We start from the raw sequence: 21,560 nt of genomic DNA, 5'->3' as shown, positions 1-21,560 counted from the left end.
TGCGCTACTGCTGATAGCGCTATCATTGATACGTACATATGCCCCGATAAGGTGCACGTCAACCGTTATGTTAGCGGTACCTTTTATCTGTACCCATAGAGCTTTACCCGCTGAATCTGCCATTTTCCGGCTTCGAGACGGATATGGCGGCCCTGGTGAGTCTGGTCCCCATTGAGCAACCTGCCGGGCACCCACTTGCCGCTTTGGTCGAATTTGCCCTCGAACGCCGAATCGATCCCGGCCAAGGCGGCTGCATCCGCCTTCGGCTTGAAGGTAACGGTGATCCCCTGCCCGGTAATGAGATACTCCTCCGGACCAATCTGGATAATCATCCCGCCCGCCGCCGCGATCGCCGCCGTCGTGCCAGGCTGCGAAGCATCGGCGCCGGGATTGGCTACCGGCTTCTGGATATCGGCATAGGCGATGGTGAAGCGGTAGGGACCGATCTCGCGCACTTCCGGCTCGTAGACTAGCGTTTCGTCATAGAGCTGGCGCGGCTTGAAACCGGCCATGCGGTCCGTACCCTGCGCGTCGAGGATATAGGGCCTGAGCTGCTGGAGCACGCCGTAGGCATCCTTGAGCGCGCCAGGGTCCGCGTCCACCGAGTCGATCGAGAACGGACCGAAGCCGATCGCGTCGAGCTGGCCGATGGCGTAGAAGGCATTGGCAGGCGCGGTCGGGTTGTTCGCGTTGTGCGCCTCGGGAATGAACAGCACGTTGTCCGGCCGCTTGTAGCCGTTTACGATGTCCACGAAGTTCGGGAAGTAGATATCGGGCGCCAGGAAATCGAGGTGCGGGCCGCCTGCCTTCCAGACGTCGAGCAGGTGCGGCAGCGGGCCGCCGCTGGGGTATTCGCCGGGAATGCGGCCCGGACGGTTGAGCGCCACGTTGACATACATCGGCAGCGGATAGGCCGCCTTGCCCGCTGCGGCGAGCTGGTCGGCAAAGCGGGCGTAGTGCCAGGCGGCAAAGACTTCCGCCGAGGCATCGCCGCCGCCGAACAGGTCCTCCCACGAACCGCTGGTCCGCGCGCCGCGATCGAGCCACATCCTACGCATGCCCGGAACCAGCGAGTCCTTGTGAGCGACGAGGTAGTTCACCAGTTCGGTCGGAACCGGCTCCCGATAGGCGGCATTGGCGGCGGCGCTGTAGTCGCGCGCGACCGGCAACATGCCGATCTCGTTCTCCACCTGCACCATGACGACGGTGTTGTCCTTCGAATCCACCGCCTTCAGGTGCGCCAGAAGCGCGGCATAGGCGCGTTCATCGGCCTTGAGCGTCTCGGTGCCGAAAGTGGAAAGGATTTCCACGCCCTGCCCATTGGGCAGCGCCGCGCGCGGGAAGCGCTGCTGGTCGCGCTTCACCCAGGCGGGCACGTAAGTGGACATGGAGTTCTTCCAGGCGCCGAACCACAGGATCACCAGCTTGAGATCGTTCGCCCGTGCCGCCTTGAGCTGCGAATCCACCGAGGACCAGTCGAAGGTGCCTTCGACCGGCTCGATGAGTTCCCACGACACCGGCGTCAGCACGGTGTTGAGGTTCATGTCCTTCAACCGCTTCCAGTGCGGCTCCATGTAGGTCGCGCTGGAGGAGGCGGAATTGCTCAGTTCACCCGCGATCATCAGCATCGGCTTGCCATTGACGATCAGCTGCTGGGTATCGCCTTTGGCCTCCAGACGCGGAGTGTCGGCAAGCGCGGGAGCGGCAAGGCACAGGCTGGCGGAAAGGGCCGAGACTGCCATGAGGGCAGTGCGGAAGGTCATGCGTTCTCTCCCAGGAAGGCTGCGATCGCGGCGCGGGCGCCGGACTCTTCGAGATGGCTCAGATGCGCGGTCACGGCGTCGAGCACGGAAGTATCGGGGGTGAAGCCAAGGACGCCCAGCGCAGCGACCACGCGCGCTCGCGGGCTTTCGGCACCGCGCAGGGCATCCGCCAGCGCGGCGGCAGCGGGATCGTCGACGGTGAAGGTCTCGCCCGCGTCGGTAGTCCCCGCCTGCCAGCGCACCCATGCCGCAACGGCGAGCGCGAGGGCGGCGAAGGAACCGCCCTGCCCGCACACCGCGTCCAGCGGGGCAAGCAGGCGCTGCGGCAGCTTCTGCGAACCGTCCATGGCGATCTGGCGGGTGCGGTGCTGGAGCGCGCTGTTGGCGAAGCGCGCCATCAGCTCGCGGCGATAGGCGGGGATATCCAGCCCGGCAGGCGGATCGAGCGTGGGCGCGACTTCGTCCCATAGCCGCTCGACGAAGAGCAGGCCCTGCGCGGTACCGACGAACTCGTGCACGAATAGGTCTCCAGCCAGACCGCCAAGATAGGCGATGGCCGAATGGGCACCGTTGAGCAGGCGCAGCTTGGCTTCCTCCCACGGGGCGACGGCATCGGTGAGCTGCACGCCGAAGCTTGTGAACTCAGGTCGCTCGCCCGCGAAGCTGTCTTCGATCACCCATTGCAAGAAGGGTTCGGCCTTGACCATCGCCCGGTCCTCGACAGCGATCAGCGCGGCGAGACCGGCAATGTCCTCGTCAGTAGTGGCGGGGACGATGCGGTCGATCATCGTGGCAGGGAACGTGCAGTTTTCCGCGACCCAGGCGGCCAGCGCGGGATCGTGCGCCTCGGCCATCGCGAGCACGGCACCTTTCAGCAGCGCGCCATTGTGCGGCAGGTTATCGCAGGAGAGGATCGAGAGCGGTGCCAGCCCCTCGGCGCGCCGACGCGCGAGCGCGGCGACGAGGAAGCCTGCCGCCGTGCGCGGACGCTCCAGCCCGGCGAGATCGGCGGCGACGTCCGCATCCTCGGCCATGAGCCTGCCGGTCTTGCGATCGAGGCAATAGCCCTTCTCGGTGACGGTCAGGGTGACGAGGTGCGTATCGGAGGAGGCCAGCGCGGCGATCACCGCTTCCGGGTCTTCCGGGGCGACCAGCACCCGCTGCACCACGCCCATGATCTGCGGCGTCTGCTTTTCGCCCTCGCGCACCAGCAGAGTGTAAAGCCCGTCCTGCGGGTTCATCTGATCCTGCACCGAGGCCGAGCGCAGCGAGACGCCGACCACGCCCCAGCGCAAGTCGCCCGAGGCCAGCGCCGCCTCGAAAACGGCGGCCTGATGCGCGCGGTGGAAGGCGCCAATGCCGAGGTGGACGACGCCCGCCTTGACCGCCGCGCGGTCATAGGCGGGGCGAGCGACGGCAGCCGGAACCTGGCCGAGGGTCTCGTTCGAAAGCCTCACAGCTTGTACGCCGCCTTGACCAGATCGTAGGCAAGCGCGCGCGCCACTTCGTGTGCCTCGTCCTCGAGCAGCCGATGTTCGGCCACGAGCTGCGCCAGCCAGGCGCAGTCCATGCGGCGGGCCACATCGTGGCGCGCCGGGATCGAGAGGAAGGCGCGGGTATCGTCGTTGAAGCCCACGGTGTTGTAGAAGCCGCCGGTCTCGGTCGCGCGTTCGCGGAAGCGGCGCATGCCTTCCGGGGAATCGTGGAACCACCAGGGCGGGCCGAGCCGCAGCGAGGGATAGTGCCCGGCCAGCGGCGCCAGTTCGCGCGAATAGACGTCCTCGTCCAGCGTGAAGAGGATCAGGGTCAGGCGCGGGTCGTTGCCGTAGCGGTCGAGCAGCGGCTTCAGGGCCTGCACGAACTCACCCGCCATCGGAATGTCGCCGCCCTTGTCGCGACCGAAGCGATCGAGCACGGCCTGGTTATGGCTGCGGTGGACCGCTGGGTGGAGCTGCATGACCATGCCATCCTCCACGCTCATCCCCGCCATTTCGGTCAGGATCTGGGCGCGGAACAGTTCGGCATCTTCCTTGCCCGCGCCTCCCTCACCCACTCCCGCCAGCACCCGCTGGTAGAGCGCCTCGCAATCCTCCGGCGAAAGATCGGCGGTCAGCGAGCTGGGATGGCCGTGATCGGTCGAAGTGGCCCCGGCCTCGCGGAAACGGGCGCGGTGGAAACGGTGCGCCGCCAGATAGCCCGCGTAAGTCGAGACATCCTCGCCAGCCATCTCGCCGAACTTGGCGACCTTCGCGGCGAAGCCCGGCGTTTCGGGATCGACCACCGGGTCGGGGCGATAGGCGGTGACGACGCGGCCGCTCCAGCCGCTTTCCCGGATCGCGCGGTGATGGACGAGCGGGTCAAGCGGGCCTTCGGTAGTGGCGATCGCCTCGATGCCGAAGCGCTCGAACAGGGCGCGGGGACGGAAGGCCGGGGTCTTGAGCGCGGCGTCGATCACTTCGTAGTATTGGTCCGCCGTGGTCTCATCCAGCAGCACATCGAGGCCGAAGACTTCGGCAAAGACCCAGTCCAGCCACATGCGCGAAGGCGTACCGCGAAACAGGTGGTAGTGCTGTGCGAAGAGGTTCCAGATCTTGCGCGGGTCCTGCTCCACCGGGCTGCCGTCGACGCTCGGCACGCCCAGCGATTCCAGCGGCACGCCCTGCGAATAGAGCATGCGGAACACGTAGTGGTCCGGCACGATCAGCAGCGAGGCGGGGTTGGGGAACGGCTCGTCATAGGCGAACCAGGCCGGATCGGTGTGCCCGTGGGGGCTGACGATCGGCAGGTCCTTCACCCGCTCATAGAGGGCGCGAGCGATGGCGCGGGTGCCCGGATCGGCGGGGAACAGGCGGTCGGGATGGAGTGTGAGAGGACGGGTCATGCTGTGACTTTCTCAGCGTCCGGATCGGCGATCTGGTAACGGGGAAGGATAAGGTGAATGACGGCGAGCGCCACGAGATAGGCGCAGGAGGCGACCACGAAGATCGGCCCGTAGCTGCCCACGCTTTCGAGGATCGCCCCTGCAAACTTGGCCATGAGCATCCCGCCGACCGCGCCCGCGAGCCCGCCGAGGCCGACGACCGAGCCGGTCATCCAGCGCGGCATGGTGTCACCCGGCAGGGCGTAGAGATTGGCGGAGAAGCCCTGATGCCCGGCGCAGGCAAGGCCGACCAGCGCCACGGCCGTCCAGAGGCCCGGCGCATGCGGCGCCATGGCGATCGGCACGGCGCAGAGCGCGGCGAGGAACATCGCCGTCTTGCGCGAGCGGTTGACGCTCCAGCCCCGGCCGATGAAGCGCGAGGAAGCCCAGCCGCCCAGCACCGAGCCAACATCGGCCAGCAGGTAGACCGCGATCAGCGGCGGGCCGAAGTCCAGCATCTTCACGCCGAACTGCTTGTTGAAGAAGTCCGGCAGCCAGAACAGGAAGGTCCACCAGACCGGATCGATCAGGAAGCGGCCCAGCATATAGGCCCAGGTCTGGCGATAGCCGAACAGCACGCGCCACTTGACCGGGCGCGGCTTCTCCACCGGATCGGCCTCGATCCAGGCCAGTTCCTCGGCGCTGAGGCTCTTCTTTTCGCGCGGGCGGCGGTAGAAGCCGAGCCACGCCGCCAGCCACAGGACCGTGAGCAGGCCGGTGAGGATGAAGGCCCAGCGCCAGCCGAGCGTCAGCGCGATCACCGGCACCACCAGCGGCGTCAGGATCGCGCCGACGTTGGAGCCGGCGTTGAAGATACCGATGGCAAAGGCGCGCTCGCGCTTGGGGAACCATTCGTTGGTGGCGGCGATGGCGGCGGGGAAAGTCCCCGCCTCACCGATGGCCAGCGGAATGCGGGCGAGCAGCATGCCGCTGGTGGAGGTGAACAGCGCATGCGCCATATGGCCGACGGTCCAGAGCGTCACCGCCAGCGCATAGCCCGCCCGCGCGCCGATCCGGTCGATCAGGCGGCCGAAGAAGACATAGGCAATGCCGTAGCCCGCCTGGAACCAGATCGCGAGGTCGGCATAGCCGCTCTCGCTCCAGCCGTAGCGCGCCTGAAGCTCGGGCTTGAGCGTGGGCAGGACCAGCCTGTCCACATAGCTCAGCACCACCGCCGCAAAGAGCAGCGCGCAGACGATCCAGCGAATCCGGCCCGAGGGTTTCCCCGGACCGGTCGCGGTTTCCATGGAAGGCGTCACGCCGTGCACCACGCTCACCAGTTGTACATCGTGCCGTCTTCGAGGCGGTTCACCGGCAGGAAGGCGCGGCTATATTCGTAACCGGCGGCCAGTTCCTCATCGATGTCCACGCCCAGACCCGGTGCGTCGCCGGGATGCATCATGCCGTTCTCGAAAGTATAGGCATGGGGGAAGACCGCGTCCGTCTCCGGCGTGTGGCGCATATATTCCTGCACGCCGAAGTTCGGCACCGAAAGGTCGAAGTGCAGCGCGGCGGCCATACAGACCGGCGAGAGGTCGGTGGCGCCGTGGCAGCCGGTGCGGATCTGGTAGAGATCGGCCAGCGCGGCAATGCGGCGCAGATGGGTGATGCCGCCCGCGTGGACCACGGTAGCGCGGATATAGTCGATCAGCTGGTTCTGGATCAGGTCCTTGCAGTCCCAGATCGAGTTGAAGATCTCGCCCACGGCCAGCGGCGCGGTGGTGTGCTGGCGGATCAGCCTGAACGCCTCCTGGTTCTCGGCAGGGGTCGCGTCTTCCAGCCAGAACGGGCGATAGGGCTCCAGGTCCTTGCCAAGACGGCCTGCCTCGATGGGAGTCAGGCGGTGGTGGATGTCATGCAGCAGATGGACATCCCAGCCCAGCGCCTCGCGCGCGGCCTTGAACAGTTCGGGCACCACGCGCAGGTACTTCGCGGTGTTCCAGACGTTCTCGGTGGGCAGGTCAGCGTCGGCGGGCTCGTAGAAGTACTTGTCCTTGGAGACGCCGTAAGTCGAGGCCATGCCGGGCACGCCGCACTGGATGCGGATCGCCTTGTAGCCTTGCGCCTGATACTCGAGCGCGACGTTGACGGTGTCCTCGATAGTCGTGCCGTTGGCGTGGCCGTAGACCATCACGCCTTCACGGCTCGCACCGCCGAGCAGCTGGTAGACCGGCAGGCCCGCGATCTTGCCCTTGATGTCCCAGAGCGCCATGTCGACGGCGGCGATGGCGGTCATCGTCACCGGGCCGCGGCGCCAGTAGGCGCCCTTGTAGAGATACTGCCAGACGTCCTCGATGCGGTGCGCATCGCGGCCGATCAGGCAGGGGATCACATGGTCGGTCAGATAGCTGGCGACCGAAAGTTCGCGGCCGTTGAGGGTCGCGTCGCCAACGCCGGTGGTGCCGTCGTCGCACGTGATCTTGAGCGTGACGAAATTGCGTCCCGGCGAAGTGATGATGACTTTGGCATCGACGATCTTGGGCATTGCGGGAATCCTCAGGCGATTTCGAGAGTGGTGGTCTTGAGATCGGCGCTGCTGGCGCCGACCAGAATATCGAACAGGCCGGGTTCGACGACTTCGCGCATGTCCTCGTTCCAGAGGCTGAAGTCGTCGGGACCGAGGGTGAATTCGATCCTGCGCGTCTCGCCGGGCTTGAGCGTGACGCGGCGGAAGCCGCGCAGTTCCATGACCGGGCGGGTGACGCTGGCGGCCTGGTCGTGGACATAGAGCTGCACGACCTCGTCGCCCACGCGCTGGCCGGTATTGGTCACGTCCACCGATACGGTGACATTGCCCGCCGTGCCGATGCGCGCCGCCGATAGGCTCGGCGCGCCCACGGTGAAGGTGGTGTAGCTGAGGCCGAAACCGAAGGGATAGAGCGGTGCGGTCTCGGCGAAGAGATAGCCGCGCTTGGCCGAAGGCTTGTGGTTGTAGAAGAAGGGCACCTGCCCGACGTCCTTGACCACGGTGACGGGCAGCTTGGCGCCGGGATTGACGTCTCCGAACAGTGCCTCTGCCATGGCAGTGCCGCCTTCCTGCCCGAGATACCAGCATTCGAGGATCGCATCGGCCTCACCGGCCACGGTCGGCCACGAAGGCGGGCGGCCGTTGAGCGCGACGACGATCACCGGCTTGCCGGTGGCCTTGAGCGCGGCGAACAGTTCGTTCTGCTCGCCCACGAGGTCGAGGTCGGTGCGGTCGCCAAGGTGGTTCTTCGCATAGCCTTCGCGACTGGTCTGCTCGGTATCGCCAATGGCGAGCACGATCACGTCGCTGCCCTTGGCGACCTCAACCGCCTCGGCGATCAGCGCGCGGTTCTTCGCCGGATCGGCCAGCAGGACCTCGTTTGCCGAGCGGTCCTCGCTCTGCGTAATGAACACGCCCTGCGCAAAGACGACTTCGGCCTTGCCCGCCACGCGCGCCTTGATGCCTTCGACGAGGTTCACGCTGGAACGCGGCTCGGAGGAATAGCCACCCAAACGGGTGACATTGGCGTTCGGGCCAATCACCGCGATGCGCTTCTGCGCACCCGCCGTCAGCGGTAGAATTCCGCCGTTCTTGAGCAGGCAGATCGACTTGCGCGCCGCTTCCAGCGCCAGCGCGCGGGCTTCGGCATTGGCGGTGAGCTTTGCGGAGGCCCTGGGATCGACCGGCCCTGCCTCGAACATGCCCGCGCGGAACTTCAGCGTCAGCATGTGGCGGCAGGCGGCATCGACGGCGGCAAGCGGCACCAGCCCCTTGCGGACCTGATCGGCCAAAGTGCGATAGGCCTCACCGTCGGGCAAGTCGCAATCGACGCCTGCGTGGAGGGCAAGGCGCGCCGCGCCCTCGATATCGCTGGCGAGGTGGTGGAAGCTCGCCAGTTCGCCGATCGCCGCATAGTCGCTGACCACGGCGCCATCGAAGCCCCATTCGCCGCGCAGCACGTCGTTCAGCAGCCAGCGGTTGGCGTGGCTGGGGATGCCGTCGATCTCGTTGTAGGAGGGCATGACCGCGGCGATGCCGGTACGACGCACCACTTCGCGGAAGGACGGGAAGAAGCTGTCGTAAAGCTCGCGCTTGCCGAGCGGGGCCGGGGCGACGTTGTTGCCTGCCTCGGGCTGGCCGTGGCCGGTCATGTGCTTGAGCGTGGCGAAGACCTTGCCCTCGGCCAGTTCCTTGCCCGGCCCTTGCAGGCCGCGTACGGCGGCGACGCCCATTTCCCCGCAGAGATAGGGGTCTTCCCCGAAGGTTTCCTCGATACGGCCCCAGCGCGGATCGCGGGCGATATCGACGACCGGCGAAAGCGCCAGGGTAGAGCCGTGCGCGCGCACCTCACGGCCGATCACCGACTGGACCCGCTCCACCAGATCGGTGTCGAACGTGCCCGCCATGGCAATAGCCTGCGGGAAGCTGGTCGCCTCGGGCGCCATGTAGCCGTGAAGCGATTCCTCATGGAACAGCACCGGAATGCCGAGGCGGGTCTGCTCGCGCGCCCACTTCTGCGTGGCATTGACGAAAGCGATGGTATCGGCGGGCTTACGCCAGCGGCCGGTCACTTCGGTGCCGGTGTTGTTGGCCGTGGCTGCACCGCCCCGGTCGGAGGGGCGCGCGATCTGGCCGATGCCGTCGGGATGGGCCTTGCTGGCGCGCATCGGATCGAAAGCGCGCGATTCGTCCATGATCTCGCGCTTGCGGGTGGACAGGGTGACGAGCTGGGCCACCTTCTCGTCCAGCGTCATGCGCGCCATCAGGTCCTTGACGCGCAGATCGACGGGAACCTTGGGGTCCTTGTAGATCGGCGTCGCGGCGCGCGCGGAGACCGGCAGGAAGGCCAGCATCGAGGCACCCGCACCCCAACGCAGCAGTTCGCGGCGCTTCACGGGGGCGGCGATCATGCGCACACCGCCGCAGGAATAAGGCGCGATCCCACAAGCGACAGACAAACCGGAAAAATCATCTTCCTCCCCTGCATCCCCAGCCGCTGTTCGGCCCATTTCCCAAACGGGCGGCAAAGTATGTTGCCTGCCCGGAACTTTGTGTGTTAGCGGTATCATGCGCGACAACAAACGGGCTTGTCAATGGCATCGACGCGCTAAATACGTTCGGCCACCGGGCCGTGATATGGGACACAGGGGAGGATGATGAAGAAGCGGCTTCTGACGATCGGCGTATGCGTGACGGCACTGGGCTTCGCGACCGCACCGGCCCTTGCAAACGATGGCTACGACCTCTGGCTGCCCGCTGCGAGCAGCCCTGCCGCCACCGAAATCCGCGTAATCGGCCAGTCGGAAACGCTGGATCGCGCCGCCGGTGAACTGCGCCGCGACCTGGCCGCCTCGCCGCTCCCGGTGGTTCTGGCCAAGGCGGGCGACCCGGCGCTTTCCGCACTGCGCCTGCCCGCGGCATCGCTGGGCGAGGAAGGCTACCTGATCCGCAGCGCCACGCTCGATGGCCGCAAGGTGCTGATCGTCACCGGCAAGACCGACCGCGCCGTGCTCTACGGCGCCTTCGCGCTGATCCGCGCCCAAAAGACCGGCGCCGATCTAGCCGCAATCGATCTTCAGTCCGCCCCGAAGATCGGGCTGCGCGTACTCAACCACTGGGACAACCTCGACGGCTCGGTGGAGCGCGGCTACGCGGGCCAGTCGCTGTGGGACTGGTGGACCCTGCCGGACTTCAAGGACCCGCGCTATACCGACTACGCCCGCGCCAATGCGGCGCTCGGCATCAACGGGATCGTCCTGAACAACGTCAACGCCAAGCCCGAAAGCCTGACCGCGCCCTATATCGCCAAGGCCAAGGCCCTTGCCGAGGTGTTCCGCCCCTGGGGCATCAAGGTCTATCTCTCGGCCCGTTTCTCCGCGCCGATCGAGGTCGGCCACCTCAAGAGCGCCGATCCGCTCGACCCCGAAGTGCAGGCCTGGTGGAAGGCCAAGGCGGACGAAATCTATGCCGAGATTCCCGATTTCGGCGGATTCCTGGTCAAGGCCAACAGCGAAGGCCAGCCCGGCCCGCGTGACTATCACCGCAGCCATGCGGAAGGCGCCAACATGCTCGCCGCCGCCGTCGCGCCGCACGGCGGCATCGTCATGTGGCGCGCCTTCGTCTATGCCGAGACCGACCCGGACGACCGCGCCAAGCAGGCCTATACCGAGTTCAAGCCGCTCGACGGCAAGTTCGCCGACAACGTGCTGGTGCAAGTGAAGAACGGCGCCATCGACTTCCAGCCGCGCGAGCCGTTCCATCCGCTGTTCGGCGCCATGCCGAAGACGCCGATGATGCTGGAATTCCAGATCACCAAGGAATACTTGGGCTTCGCGACCCACCTCGCCTATCTCGGCCCGCTGTTCGAGGAAGTGCTGGAGGCCGACACTCGTGCCAAAGGCAAGGGATCGACCGTGGCCAAAGTCGTCGACGGTTCACTCTACGGGCACAAGCTCAGCGGCATTGCCGGTGTCGCCAATGTCGGGCGCGACCGCGACTGGTCGGGTTCGACGTTCAACCAGGCCAACTGGTACGCCTTCGGCCGCCTCGCCTGGGACCCGACGCTTTCCGCCGATGCCATCGCCCGCGAATGGGCGCAGCAGACCTTCGGCAACGACCCGCGCGTGGTCGATACCGCGGTGAAGATGATGATGGCCTCGCGCGAGGCGGTCGTCGATTACACCGGGCCGTTCGGCCTCGCCCATCTCATGGGCACCGGCCACCATTACGGTCCCGGCCCGTGGATCAGCGATCTCGCCCGTCCGGAATGGAACCCGGTCTACTACCACAAGGCGGACAAAAACGGTATCGGCTTCGACCGTACGAAGAGCGGCAGCAACGCCGTCGCCCAGTACGAACCGGCCGTCGCGAAGATGCTGGCCGATCCGCGCACGACGCCGGAAAGCGAACTGCTGTGGTTCCATCACCTGCCGTGGGACTGGAAGATGAAATCCGGCCAGACACTGTGGCAGGAGATGGTCGCACATTACGATCGCGGTGTCGCCACGGTCGCGCAGATGCAGTCCGAATGGCAGGGCGTGAAAGGCCTCGTCGATGCCGAACGCTGGCAGAAGACCGCCAGTTACCTCCAGATCCAGCACAACGAGGCCAAGTGGTGGCGCGATGCCAGCCTGGCCTACTGGATGTCGGTCAACGGACTGCCTTTGCCCGCAGGCGTGGCCGAACCGGAGCACGATCTGGCCTGGTACAAGGCTCAGGACTTCCCGCTCGCGCCGGGGCATCCTCACTGACCGGCGCCAGAATAGCGCGGCGGTGGTTGCGCTATCAATGCGACTTGTGGTGTTAGCGAACATTTCCCGGCGCCCTTGGTGGGTGCCGGGACTTCACCGGGAAACCAGATGAGCAGCCAGACCAGAGTTCCGCGCAAGCAGCGCGCCAGCGCCAAGATCGACGACGTTGCGCGTCTGGCCGGTGTCTCGCCGATGACGGTCAGCCGCGTCATCAACAAAGGCGCCAATGTCCGCGAGGAGACCCGCCGCAAGGTGGAAGCCGCCATCGCGGAATTGAACTACACGCCCAGCAATGCCGCGCGGATACTGGCAGGCGGCGAGGACATCAGGATCGGCCTGCTCCATTCGAACCCGAGCTTCGCCTATCTCAGCGAGTTCCTGGTCGGCGCGCTGGAGGAAACCAGCACGGCGAACGCCCAGCTTCTGGTCAAGCCCTGCAACGAGGAAGGCGGCGAGGCCAAGGCGGTGGAGAAGCTGCTGCGCACCCGCATCGACGGGGTGATCCTGCCGCCGCCGCTCAGCGATTCTCCTGCCGTATTGGAAGCGCTGCGCCATGCCGACGTGCCGGTCGTGGCCGTCGCCACGGGGCGCGCGCCGGAATGGGCGCTATCGGTGAGCATCGACGACCGTGAGGCAGCTTTCACGATGACCCATCACCTCGCAGCGCTCGGCCATCGGCGGATCGGCTTCATAACTGGTCACCCTAACCAGACCGCCAGCGCCGAGCGCCTCGACGGTTACCGCGAGGCGCTTTCGGCGCTGCACCTGCCGTTCGATCCGGCGCTGGTGGCGCAGGGCTACTTCACCTACCGCTCGGGGCTGGAAGCGGCGACGAAGCTGCTCGACCTCGCCGCACCGCCGACCGCGATCTTCGCCTCCAACGACGACATGGCCGCCGCCGCCGTGACCGTGGCGCACAGACGCGGTCTGGACGTGCCGCGCCAGCTCACGGTCTGCGGCTACGACGATACCGCGCTGGCCATCTCGGTCTGGCCCGAACTCACGACGATCCGCCAGCCCACCACCGACATGGCAAGGCGGGCGGTGCGCCTGCTGATCGGCGAGATACGCTCTCGCAATGCCGGAACATCAGCGGGCGAATATCCGCACGTCGTCGCGGAGTTCAAGCTGATCCGCCGGGATTCGGACGCCGGTCCCGCCGCCTGATCCAACGCTTACGAACGGAAAACGCCCCTTTCGACGGATCGCAAGGGGCGTTTTCCGTATCGCTTGACGATGCGGGAGGCCTCAGGCCTCCCGCGCTCGCTTCAGCCTTCCATCTCTTCCAGCTCCCGGCCCTTGGTCTCATTGACCATGGCGCGGACGAAGAAGAACGACACGGCCGCGAAGAAGGCATAGCCGGTGTACGTAACGGCGAGGCCGGGACTGACGGCCAGTGCCGGGAAGCTCACCGAGACCGCCGCATTCGCGATCCACTGCGCGAAGCCCGCCACCGCGAGGCCGGAGCCGCGAATCTGGTTGGGGAACATCTCGCCGAGCATGACCCACATGATCGGGCCCCAGCTCATATTGAAGAAGATCACGTAGAGATTGGCGGCGACCAGCGCGATCACGCCGTTGTGGCCGGGTAGCGAAACCGCGCCGTCGGCGCCGGTGACGGCGGTGGAGAAGGCATAGGCGACGGTCGCCAGCGTCACGGCCATGCCCGCCGAACCGATCAGCAGCAGCGGCTTGCGGCCGATGCGGTCCACCAGCGCGATCGTCGCGAGGCAGGCGCCGATCGAGAGCACGCCAGAAAGGATGTTCGTCTGCAGCGCATAGTCTTCCGAGAAGCCGACCGCCTCCCACAAGGTAGCGCCGTAGTAGAACACCACGTTGATGCCGACGAGCTGCTGGAACACGGCAAGGCCGATGCCCGCCCAGACGATCGGACGCACGCGGCCGGTGGTCTTCTCGATCAGGTCGGAAAGCTTGGGCTTGTGGTGGTCCGCGGCGAGGCTGGCGCGGATTTCGGCGACCTTGCGGTCGGCCTCTTCGCTGCCGAACAGCTTGGTCAGCACGGCATGGGCGCGCGGTTCCTGGCCTTTGACCACGAGGTAGCGCGGGCTTTCAGGAATGATGAGCAGCGCCAGGAAGTAGATCGCCGCCGGAATAGACTGGAGCCAGAACATCCAGCGCCAGGCCGGAAGGTCGAGCCAGAGCGGCGCGGTGGAACCGCCAGCATAGCGCGCGAGCACGAAGTTGGCGATGAAGGCGCCGGTAAGGCCGCTGATGATCATCACCTGCTGCACGCTCGACAGACGGCCGCGAATGGCGGCGGGCGTCACTTCCGAGATATAGACCGGCGAAATCACGCTGGCCGCGCCCACGCCGAGGCCGCCGATGATGCGGGCGATGATGAACACGGCCGAGGAACCGGCGGCACCGGCCACCAGAGCGCTCACGAAGAACAGCACAGCGGAGAGCATCATCACGCCGCGGCGACCGATCACGTCGGCCATGCGACCGGCGGCGAAAGCGCCGATCGACGAGCCGACCAGAATCGCGCCGACATTGAAGCCGATACCCAGCTTGCCGAGATCGAAGGCGGCCTCAAGCCCCTTCTGGGTGCCGTTGATAACGCCGGAATCGTAGCCGAACATGAAACCGCCGATCGTGGCGACAGCCACGATGGCGACGATGAACGCCATGTTGATCCGGCTTTCCGAACCGATCGCCGGTCCAGTCTGCGCCGCAGTCATTCCTCTTTCCCCTTCATCGAGATGCGCGATATTATTTTTGGCGCCCGAAATCAGTTGCCGGGACTTAGCTGTTTGCGGGGGACACCGGCAAGCCGGAAACACCCGGATCGAAAGCAAAAACATTGCCCGCCAGTGGTTGCTGTTCCAGCTCCGCCGCCGACAGGCCCTTGCGCGCCGTCGTCGCATAGGCGGTGCGCAGGTCCGGGCCACCGAAGGCAATCTTGGTGATATTGGCGACCGGGAATTTCACGGTCTCCATCAGCTTGCCCGCCGGATCGTAACGACGCACGCCCCAGCCGCCGAAAAGGCCGGTCCAGAGGCAGCCCTCGGCATCGATCACGCAGCCGTCGGGCCAGCCCGCACCGTCCTCGATGGTGACGAACAGTTCGGGCTTGCCGAGCGTCCCGTCCTCATCGACGGCGACGCGCCAGATCGTCTTGCCGAGCGTGTCGGTGTGCCACAGCGTCCTCCCGTCGGCGCTGATCGCGGGGCCATTGGTGATGACCACCTCGGCCAGACCGGCGTGAATGCAGTGCCCCCTGTCGAGGCGATAGAGCGCACCCGAAGCCTCGGTTTCCTCGTCGTGCATCGAGCCGAGCCAGATACGGCCCGCAGGATCGGTTGCCGCATCGTTCAGCCGGTTGTCCGGACGGGTCGGCTCCGGGTTGTGCAGCAGCGAGAACGCGCCGGTTTCCGGGCTGAAGCGATGCAGTCCGGTCTTCACCCCGGCGATCATGTCGCCCCGCTCGGTCGGCAGCGCCCAGCCGATCTGGTCGGGCGCATGCCACATGTCGAGCATGCCCGTCGCCGGATCGTGGCGGTAGAGCCGGTGCTCCTTGATATCGACGAACCACAGGCGGTCGCCGGTCCAGACCGGCCCCTCGCCCAGCGTGGCGCCGATGGAGAGGACGGATTCCGGCTTCATCTCAGCGCCACCCGGCATCGACGAAATAGTCGTGCCCCGTGCACATGGCGCCGTCGTCCGAGGCCAGGAACAGGCAGAGCGCGGCGACGTCGGCAGGCTGGATACGCGCCTTCAGGCACTGTGCGGCCATGATCTCGGCCTCGCCCTCGGGCGTGTACCACTGCTTCTGGCGCGGGGTATCGACATTGCCCGGAACGATCGTGTTGACGCGGATATTGTCCGCACCCAGATCGCGCGCCATCGCGCGGGTCATGCCCTCGATGGCCGCCTTGGCGGTCTGGTAGAGCACGAGGTCGGGCAGGCCGAGGTGCCAGCTGATCGAACCGAAGTTCAGGATCACGCCCGAGCCTTGCGCCTTCATGCCGGGGAGCACGGCCTGCGCCACGAAGAACTGGTGGCGCAGGTTGGTGGCCATGCGATCGTCCCAATAGGCGGGCGTCACATCGTCGATCGTATGGCGATCGTCGTTGGCGGCATTGTTGAGCAGCACGTCGACGCCGCCCAGCAGGCCTGAAAGCTCGGCCAGGGTCGCGGCGGTGGCGTCAAGGTCGCGAAGGTCGCAGACGCGGAAATGCGTGCCAGGCAGCGAGGCGGAAAGCGCCTCGCCGGCGGCAGCATTGATGTCCACGAAAGCGACCTGGGCGCCCTGCGCGGCGAAAGCCTCGACAAGGCCCGCACCGATGCCGGTGCCGCCGCCCGTGATGACCACGCGCTTGCCCTTGAGGCTGGGATAGATGGCGGAATGTTTGGTCATGGATGGGCCTTCATCAAGCCTTGAGCAGGCCGCGCGAGAGCAGATTGGCGTAGAGCGCGGTGATGCCGGTGCGCCAGGGCGCGGCGTCGCGCGAGGTGACGACACGGTTCCGAAGCTGGCCGAGCTTGTCGCTCTCGATGGTAACGACGTCGCCCACCTTGTGGGTGAAGCCGCGGCCTTCCTCGTCGCGGTCCTGTACGGGCGCGAAGAGAGTGCCCAGGAACAGCACGAAACCATCGGGATACTGATGTTCGCTCAGCGTCTGGCGCACGAGATCGAGCGGATCGCGGCTGATCTCGGCCATGTTGCTGGTGCCGCGCAGGACGAACTGGTCCTCGCCGGTGATCGAGAGGCGCACTTCGGCGACGCGCACGTCGTCGATGGTGAAGCTGTCGTCGAAGATGCGGACGAGCGGGCCGAGCGAGCAGGAGGCGTTGTTGTCCTTCGCCTTGCCCAGCAGCAGGGCCGAACGGCCTTCGAAATCGCGCAAGTTCACGTCGTTGCCGAGCGTGGCGCCCACGGCCTGGCCGTCGCTGCCGACCAGCAGGGCGATCTCCGGCTCGGGATTGTTCCAGCTCGAATCCGAACGCACGCCGATCTCGGCGCCGACGCCGACGGTGGAGAGCACGGGTGACTTGGTGAAGACTTCCGCATCGGGGCCGATGGCGACTTCGAGATACTGCGACCAGAGGCCGTCCTCTATCAGCGCGGCCTTGAGCGCAGCAGCGCCTTCGGAGCCGGGCACGACCGAGCGAATCTGGCCGCCTATGCGCGATTCCAGACGCTCGCGGATGGCGGCGGCAGCGCTCCAGTCCCCGCGGGCGCGTTCCTCGATCACGCGCTCGATGGCGGACGTGGCAAAGGTGACGCCGCAGGCCTTCACGCACTGGAGATCGACCGGGCTGAGCAGGTTCACCGCTTCCGGATCGAACGCGCCGAGGGGCTTACCGCCAGTGCCGGAAAAATCGCCAGCCTCGACCAGCGCCGAAACAGTGGGCGCCACAGCGGACATGTCGATCAGTTCGCCGCGAACGACGAGAATCGGGCTGGGGCCTTCGCCGAAGTCGGCGCGTCCCAGAAATGTACCGGAAGTCCAGTCGGCAGGCATCAACGACATGCAGTCTCGGGATTCGCCACGGATTCCCCCTCCCATGTTTCTTTGAGTGATAGCGCTACCAATTGTCGGATCGGGGGGCTTTGTCAAGACCGATCGAGCAGGCGCGACACGGCCGGGCGGGGAGGTCGCCGCGACTTATGGAAATAAGGGGTTCAGAGGAAAGAGGGGGGCGAAGCCGCTCTTGCCCGGCGAGACTGCCGATCCGGCTCACTGAACCCGCTGCCCGACAACCGATCGGACCCCCGCCGCCGCGAAGCCAGCCGCTGGAGCGCTCTCGTGGAGATCACCCGGATGCCGCCTTCAGAGATGGCGCACCACGTGCCGTGCTCGGCCAGTTCGGCATCGAGGTCGAAGCCGTCAGGAACCACGGCATCGGCCAGGACGATCGCATCGCAGATCGTCACCCCCCGCCCGATCCTGGCTCCCGGCAACAGCACGACATTGCGCAAGGTCGATCCGAAGCCGATCGCCCGGCGATCTCCCAGGCCATGGAGCACGGGATGTTCGAGCGGCCAGGCAGGATCGAGCGGCAGCGAGCCGTCGAGCAATTGCCGCTGCACGCCGTGATAGGCATCGAGCGTGCCGAGATCACGCCACAACGGCTCCCGCCCCTGCCGTCCGGGCAGGGCATAAGCGAAGGCCGTGCCGCAGGACACGAGCGCGGGAACGATGCGCCTGCCGAAATCGAGATCGGCCACGGTGCCCTCGATTTCCTTCAGCAGGTCCCGCAAGAGCGGCCATGCGAAGACGTAGATGCCCATGGAAGCGAGCGCGAAGCCCGGCCGGCCAAGCGCGGGCGGCGCGGCGAAAGGCTTCTCCACGAAGGCGGTGATACGCCAGGCGGCATCGACTTCTAGCACACCCAGCCCCTTCGCCTGCTCCTGCGCAACGTGAACGACACCCAGCGTCACTTCGGCGCCGGTGGCGATATGGCGGTTCACGAAAGGCCGGTAATCCATCTGGTAGAGATGGTCTCCGGCCAGAATCACGACATGGCGCGGCGCGATAAGATCGATCTCGCCGACTATGCAGGAAATCGCCGCGGCCGTGCCTTCGTAAGGACCATAGTCGGCGCCATCGAGGATCGAGATGCCAGGCTGCGCGGCTTCGGCCTGCCAGCTTTCCAGCAGGTGGCGATGGAGCGTATCGGGCTGATACTGGGTCAGCACCATCGCCTCGCCGAAGCCGGAATTGACGACATTGGCGAGGGTGAAATCGATCAGCCGCGCACGCGGACCGATCGGCAGCGCCGGTTTCGCCTCATGATCGGTCAGGTCGTGAAGACGGCTTCCCCGCCCGCCCGCGAGGATGATCGCGAGGACATTTCCGTTGCGGTCTTCTGAAATGGCACGGCCCATTCGCCCCTCTTCGTCGCAGCACGCCTGCGGTGCCTGACCAATGAGGGCCTAATCGATGAGAAAAGGCCCCGGTTCCGCCGTTCCGCGCACGGTTCGTCGCATTCGCGGCACGCGCTCAGGCGGCGTGGAACCGCGGCTTGGGAACATGGGTGATGCGGCAGGCGAGGTCGGCCTCCCCCGAGGCGACAATGTAGTGGTCTCCGGCATCGGCGATTCCGGTCGTGAAAACAACGTTGTGAAGGTACATCTGCGCCTCCAGCGGGTGGGTGAGCGCCGGGTTCGCCTCGATCAGCGGCCCATCTCCGGAGCGCAGGAGGCGGGAAGGATCGTCGCGGTCGAGGAGCGACCAGTATGTGCGATAGATGCCGACGACGTCCTTCGGCTCCACCCCGTGCCAGAGCGTCAGCCAGCCCTCGTCGGTGAGGATCGGCGGCGCGCCCCCACCCATGCGCGCGGTGGCAAGCGTGTCGGAACGGGGCCGGATGCCGGGCCTGTGACAGGGCTTCCAGAACCGGGCATCCGGCGAGTGGGCGAGGTTGATCGACGGCCCCGCGCACCATTCACTGCCGGGTGGATAGGCGAAGTAGAGGTCGCCCAGGGGCCGCGTCTGCGCCCAATAGTGCCCATCGATCAGCCCCTCGAAGATCAGCATGTCCTTGTTCTGGTGATCGAGCACCATATCCTCGAAGCGCCAGTCCAGCCCGTTGTCGGAAGCGTAGAGCGTCGTCGACTGGCGCTCCGGGCTGACCGAGCAGGTCGTCATCAGCCAGCCTGCACCCACCTTGCTGATCCGCGCGTCCTCCACACCGTAGCATTGCAGGCTGGTGCGCGGCGCCACCGCGCGGTCGTAGTGGACGGCCAGTACCTCCAGCCCCTCTGGATCGAGTTCGACCGGGAGCAGCCAGGACAGCGAGGTCAGCGCCATGACCTTCCAGCCGCCGCCGCGCAGCATGAACTTGCGGGGATCGGCGGTGTCGGCCTGTTCGAGCGGCCAGGCGTCGAGCACATAGCAGCCCTTGGTTCCTTCCTCGCCCTCCCAGCGGATGGCGTGGACATGGCCGTCCCGGATCGGCTCGCGCAGCGCCTCGGCAACGCGGACCAGCATCAGCAGATTGCCGGAAGGCAACCGTGTCAGCCCCGGATTGAACGCACCCAGTACATAAGTCTCGACATCGAGGTGCCCGGCCAGCGGCGAGCGTGCGAGGTCCACGTCATCGGGCACGAAGACGAGGCGATCCTCGGGAAACGGGTCTGCCATCGTCGCGAACGCTCCCAAAGCGGATGGAAGAGTGCATCCGCAAGGCAAACGCGCCAGAACCCGCCCAGTGCCCGAGGGCGATCGGTTCTGCCGATCGATCGCCACCCATGCGAACGGCGAACGGGGTATGATCCGGAACGTTTTACGCTACATCCATCGGGAACAAATTCATCGGCATAGCCATTGATCCGGCTTGCAGGATGTCCGCGCAGCAACCGGCGCGGCATTCGCGCAAGGTCGCTTTGGCGGATCGCCCGACCGGCGGGAGCATGCTCTAAGGGCACCCAGCCGGTAGCACACCAGAACGAAGAGTACCCATGGCTGCAAGCACCCCCTCCCCCACCGGAACTCCCACCTCGCCGCCCCAACCTGCCGCGCCCGACGTGCAGGCGCAGATTCAGGACCTCACCCACTCGACGCTGGGCTGGTTCCAGACCTACTGGCTCCAGATCATCATCGCCGGAGCCATCGCCTTCGGCATCGTCACCGCGCTCTATGCCTTGCGCAGGCTCGGCGCCCGGCTCTGCCGCCCCGAACATGCGCGCGGTGCCTGGCTGACCGTGGTGGGCCGGGTGGCGGCCAAGACAACCAACTATTTCATCATCATGGTCGCCATCAAGGTGGTCGACAACTACGCCCAGACCCCGCCGATGCTGGACAATCTGGTGACCTTCCTGTTCACCGTCGCCGCCGTGCTGCAATGCGCGATCTGGGCGCGGGAGCTGATCCTCGGCGCCATCGAGCACAAGACCGCCAGCGAGCACTTCCAGGGCGAAACGATCATCAACGCGATGGGCCTGATCCGGCTGCTGGTGAGCGTGGTGGTCTTCGCGGTCGCCGCCGTGGTCCTGCTGGACAATCTGGGCGTCAACGTGACGGGTCTCGTCGCCGGTCTCGGCGTCGGCGGCATTGCCATCGGCCTTGCCGCACAGGGCATCTTCGCGGATCTCTTCGCGGCGCTGGCGATCATCTTCGACCGGCCCTTCAGCAAGGGCGACCAGATCAGCTACGGCACCAGCACCGGCACGATCGAGGCGATCGGCCTCAAGTCCACCCGCATCCGCGCCTATACGGGCGAACTGCGCGTGATCTCCAACAAGGCCCTGCTCGACCAGGAACTGCTGAACGTCACCAAGCGCGACCACATCCGCATGCCCTTCACCATCGGCATCGCCTACGAGACGCCGCCGGAAACGCTGGCGCGGGTTCCCGCCATTCTCCGCGAACTGGTCGAAGCCGAGGGTGCCAAGGCCGCGCGGGCCGGATTCGAGACCTTTAGCGCCAGTTCGCTGGACTTCACCCTGCTGGTAGACGTGCCGGGCGCGGACTGGTCCGTCGCCCACCCGCTGCGCGACCGGCTGCTGGTGGCGATCATGAAGCGCTTCGCGGCGGAGGGAATCTCGATCCCCTATCCCACCCAGACCACATACACGGCGGCGCCGGACGGCAGGCTCATCATGCCTTATCTGGACGGCGCCAGCACCCAGCCCGTCGAACGTCCCTGAACGCACGAAGCCCCGGCCGCCATGGCGACCGGGGCTTCGC

15 protein-coding genes are annotated in these 21,560 nt (G+C 66.3%); 3 read left to right on the top strand and 12 right to left on the bottom strand.

Translation table 11 applies throughout. The features are described from left to right. Nucleotides 1-83: 83 nt before the first annotated feature. Genes ACZ1II_RS03275 through ACZ1II_RS03250 form a run of 6 tightly spaced genes read right to left on the bottom strand, consistent with a single transcriptional unit; the run spans nt 84 to nt 9,561 of the window. On the bottom strand, nt 84-1,763 hold the full coding sequence (locus ACZ1II_RS03275; RefSeq protein ID WP_465144371.1) for a GH35 family beta-galactosidase: 1,680 nt from the start codon (nt 1,761-1,763) through the stop codon (nt 84-86). After that, nucleotides 1,760-3,220, bottom strand: coding sequence for a mannitol dehydrogenase family protein (locus ACZ1II_RS03270; protein ID WP_465144370.1), 1,461 nt, complete (start codon nt 3,218-3,220; stop codon nt 1,760-1,762). Before ACZ1II_RS03270 ends, ACZ1II_RS03275 begins: the two co-directional genes overlap by 4 nt. Beyond that, nucleotides 3,217-4,644 (bottom strand): glucuronate isomerase, encoded by a 1,428-nt coding sequence (gene uxaC / locus ACZ1II_RS03265; protein WP_465144369.1) that lies wholly within the window; start codon nt 4,642-4,644, stop codon nt 3,217-3,219. Before uxaC ends, ACZ1II_RS03270 begins: the two co-directional genes overlap by 4 nt. Next, entirely contained in the window at nt 4,641-5,930 is a 1,290-nt protein-coding gene (locus ACZ1II_RS03260) for an MFS transporter (RefSeq protein ID WP_465144518.1), read from the bottom strand. The genes uxaC and ACZ1II_RS03260 overlap by 4 nt, the downstream gene beginning before the upstream one ends. Nucleotides 5,931-5,956: 26 nt before the next feature. Next, nucleotides 5,957-7,168 (bottom strand): D-mannonate dehydratase ManD, encoded by a 1,212-nt coding sequence (manD, locus tag ACZ1II_RS03255; RefSeq protein ID WP_465144368.1) that lies wholly within the window; start codon nt 7,166-7,168, stop codon nt 5,957-5,959. 11 nt (nt 7,169-7,179) lie between these two features. Beyond that, a complete protein-coding gene (locus tag ACZ1II_RS03250; protein WP_465144367.1) occupies nt 7,180-9,561 on the bottom strand; it encodes a glycoside hydrolase family 3 N-terminal domain-containing protein in 2,382 nt (793 codons plus the stop codon). A 243-nt stretch (nt 9,562-9,804) separates the two neighbouring features. On the opposite strand from ACZ1II_RS03250, the gene ACZ1II_RS03245 reads away from it, so the two are divergent. After that, nucleotides 9,805-11,901, top strand: a complete 2,097-nt coding sequence (locus ACZ1II_RS03245) for an alpha-glucuronidase family glycosyl hydrolase (protein WP_465144366.1) — start codon at nt 9,805-9,807, stop codon at nt 11,899-11,901. Nucleotides 11,902-12,009: 108 nt separating this feature from the next. Beyond that, nucleotides 12,010-13,068 carry a LacI family DNA-binding transcriptional regulator gene (locus ACZ1II_RS03240; RefSeq protein ID WP_465144365.1) on the top strand — a complete coding sequence of 353 codons (1,059 nt, stop codon included), beginning with the start codon at nt 12,010-12,012 and terminating at the stop codon, nt 13,066-13,068. Nucleotides 13,069-13,169: 101 nt separating this feature from the next. Here ACZ1II_RS03240 and ACZ1II_RS03235 read toward each other — a convergent pair whose 3' ends face one another. From ACZ1II_RS03235 to ACZ1II_RS03210, 6 genes are all read right to left on the bottom strand, one after another. Continuing rightward, nucleotides 13,170-14,726, bottom strand: coding sequence for a sugar porter family MFS transporter (locus ACZ1II_RS03235; protein ID WP_465144364.1), 1,557 nt, complete (start codon nt 14,724-14,726; stop codon nt 13,170-13,172). After that, nucleotides 14,668-15,528, bottom strand: coding sequence for an SMP-30/gluconolactonase/LRE family protein (locus ACZ1II_RS03230; RefSeq protein ID WP_465144363.1), 861 nt, complete (start codon nt 15,526-15,528; stop codon nt 14,668-14,670). The genes ACZ1II_RS03235 and ACZ1II_RS03230 overlap by 59 nt, the downstream gene beginning before the upstream one ends. 1 nt (nt 15,529) lies before the next feature. Beyond that, complete coding sequence (locus ACZ1II_RS03225; protein WP_465144362.1) at nt 15,530-16,282, bottom strand: SDR family NAD(P)-dependent oxidoreductase; 753 nt, start codon at nt 16,280-16,282, stop codon at nt 15,530-15,532. A 13-nt stretch (nt 16,283-16,295) separates the two neighbouring features. Beyond that, the gene (locus tag ACZ1II_RS03220; RefSeq protein WP_465144361.1) at nt 16,296-17,399 is read right to left on the bottom strand and encodes a fumarylacetoacetate hydrolase family protein; all 1,104 of its coding nucleotides are present in this window, start codon (nt 17,397-17,399) and stop codon (nt 16,296-16,298) included. A 152-nt stretch (nt 17,400-17,551) separates the two neighbouring features. After that, the gene (locus ACZ1II_RS03215; protein ID WP_465144360.1) at nt 17,552-18,757 is read right to left on the bottom strand and encodes a glucose-1-phosphate adenylyltransferase family protein; all 1,206 of its coding nucleotides are present in this window, start codon (nt 18,755-18,757) and stop codon (nt 17,552-17,554) included. A gap of 115 nt (nt 18,758-18,872) precedes the next feature. Beyond that, the gene (locus ACZ1II_RS03210; protein ID WP_465144359.1) at nt 18,873-20,015 is read right to left on the bottom strand and encodes a glycoside hydrolase family 130 protein; all 1,143 of its coding nucleotides are present in this window, start codon (nt 20,013-20,015) and stop codon (nt 18,873-18,875) included. 317 nt (nt 20,016-20,332) lie between these two features. On the opposite strand from ACZ1II_RS03210, the gene ACZ1II_RS03205 reads away from it, so the two are divergent. Next, a complete protein-coding gene (locus tag ACZ1II_RS03205; protein WP_465144358.1) occupies nt 20,333-21,520 on the top strand; it encodes a mechanosensitive ion channel family protein in 1,188 nt (395 codons plus the stop codon). Nucleotides 21,521-21,560: the final 40 nt, after the last annotated feature.

The sequence above is a fragment of the Novosphingobium sp. BL-S-20 genome (assembly GCF_055521635.1).
This window is presented reverse-complemented; position numbering and strand designations above follow the sequence as displayed.

Coding starts and splice junctions, on each gene's coding strand:
- ACZ1II_RS03230 (WP_465144363.1), bottom strand. CDS start 15,528: ATGAAGCCGGAATCCGTCCTCTCCATCGGCGCCACGCTGGGCGAGGGG.
- ACZ1II_RS03250 (WP_465144367.1), bottom strand. CDS start 9,561: ATGATCGCCGCCCCCGTGAAGCGCCGCGAACTGCTGCGTTGGGGTGCG.
- ACZ1II_RS03245 (WP_465144366.1), top strand. CDS start 9,805: ATGATGAAGAAGCGGCTTCTGACGATCGGCGTATGCGTGACGGCACTG.
- manD (WP_465144368.1), bottom strand. CDS start 7,168: ATGCCCAAGATCGTCGATGCCAAAGTCATCATCACTTCGCCGGGACGC.
- ACZ1II_RS03205 (WP_465144358.1), top strand. CDS start 20,333: ATGGCTGCAAGCACCCCCTCCCCCACCGGAACTCCCACCTCGCCGCCC.
- ACZ1II_RS03260 (WP_465144518.1), bottom strand. CDS start 5,930: ATGGAAACCGCGACCGGTCCGGGGAAACCCTCGGGCCGGATTCGCTGG.
- ACZ1II_RS03275 (WP_465144371.1), bottom strand. CDS start 1,763: ATGACCTTCCGCACTGCCCTCATGGCAGTCTCGGCCCTTTCCGCCAGC.
- ACZ1II_RS03220 (WP_465144361.1), bottom strand. CDS start 17,399: ATGTCGTTGATGCCTGCCGACTGGACTTCCGGTACATTTCTGGGACGC.
- ACZ1II_RS03215 (WP_465144360.1), bottom strand. CDS start 18,757: ATGGGCCGTGCCATTTCAGAAGACCGCAACGGAAATGTCCTCGCGATC.
- ACZ1II_RS03225 (WP_465144362.1), bottom strand. CDS start 16,282: ATGACCAAACATTCCGCCATCTATCCCAGCCTCAAGGGCAAGCGCGTG.
- ACZ1II_RS03210 (WP_465144359.1), bottom strand. CDS start 20,015: ATGGCAGACCCGTTTCCCGAGGATCGCCTCGTCTTCGTGCCCGATGAC.
- uxaC (WP_465144369.1), bottom strand. CDS start 4,644: ATGACCCGTCCTCTCACACTCCATCCCGACCGCCTGTTCCCCGCCGAT.
- ACZ1II_RS03235 (WP_465144364.1), bottom strand. CDS start 14,726: ATGTTTTTGCTTTCGATCCGGGTGTTTCCGGCTTGCCGGTGTCCCCCG.
- ACZ1II_RS03240 (WP_465144365.1), top strand. CDS start 12,010: ATGAGCAGCCAGACCAGAGTTCCGCGCAAGCAGCGCGCCAGCGCCAAG.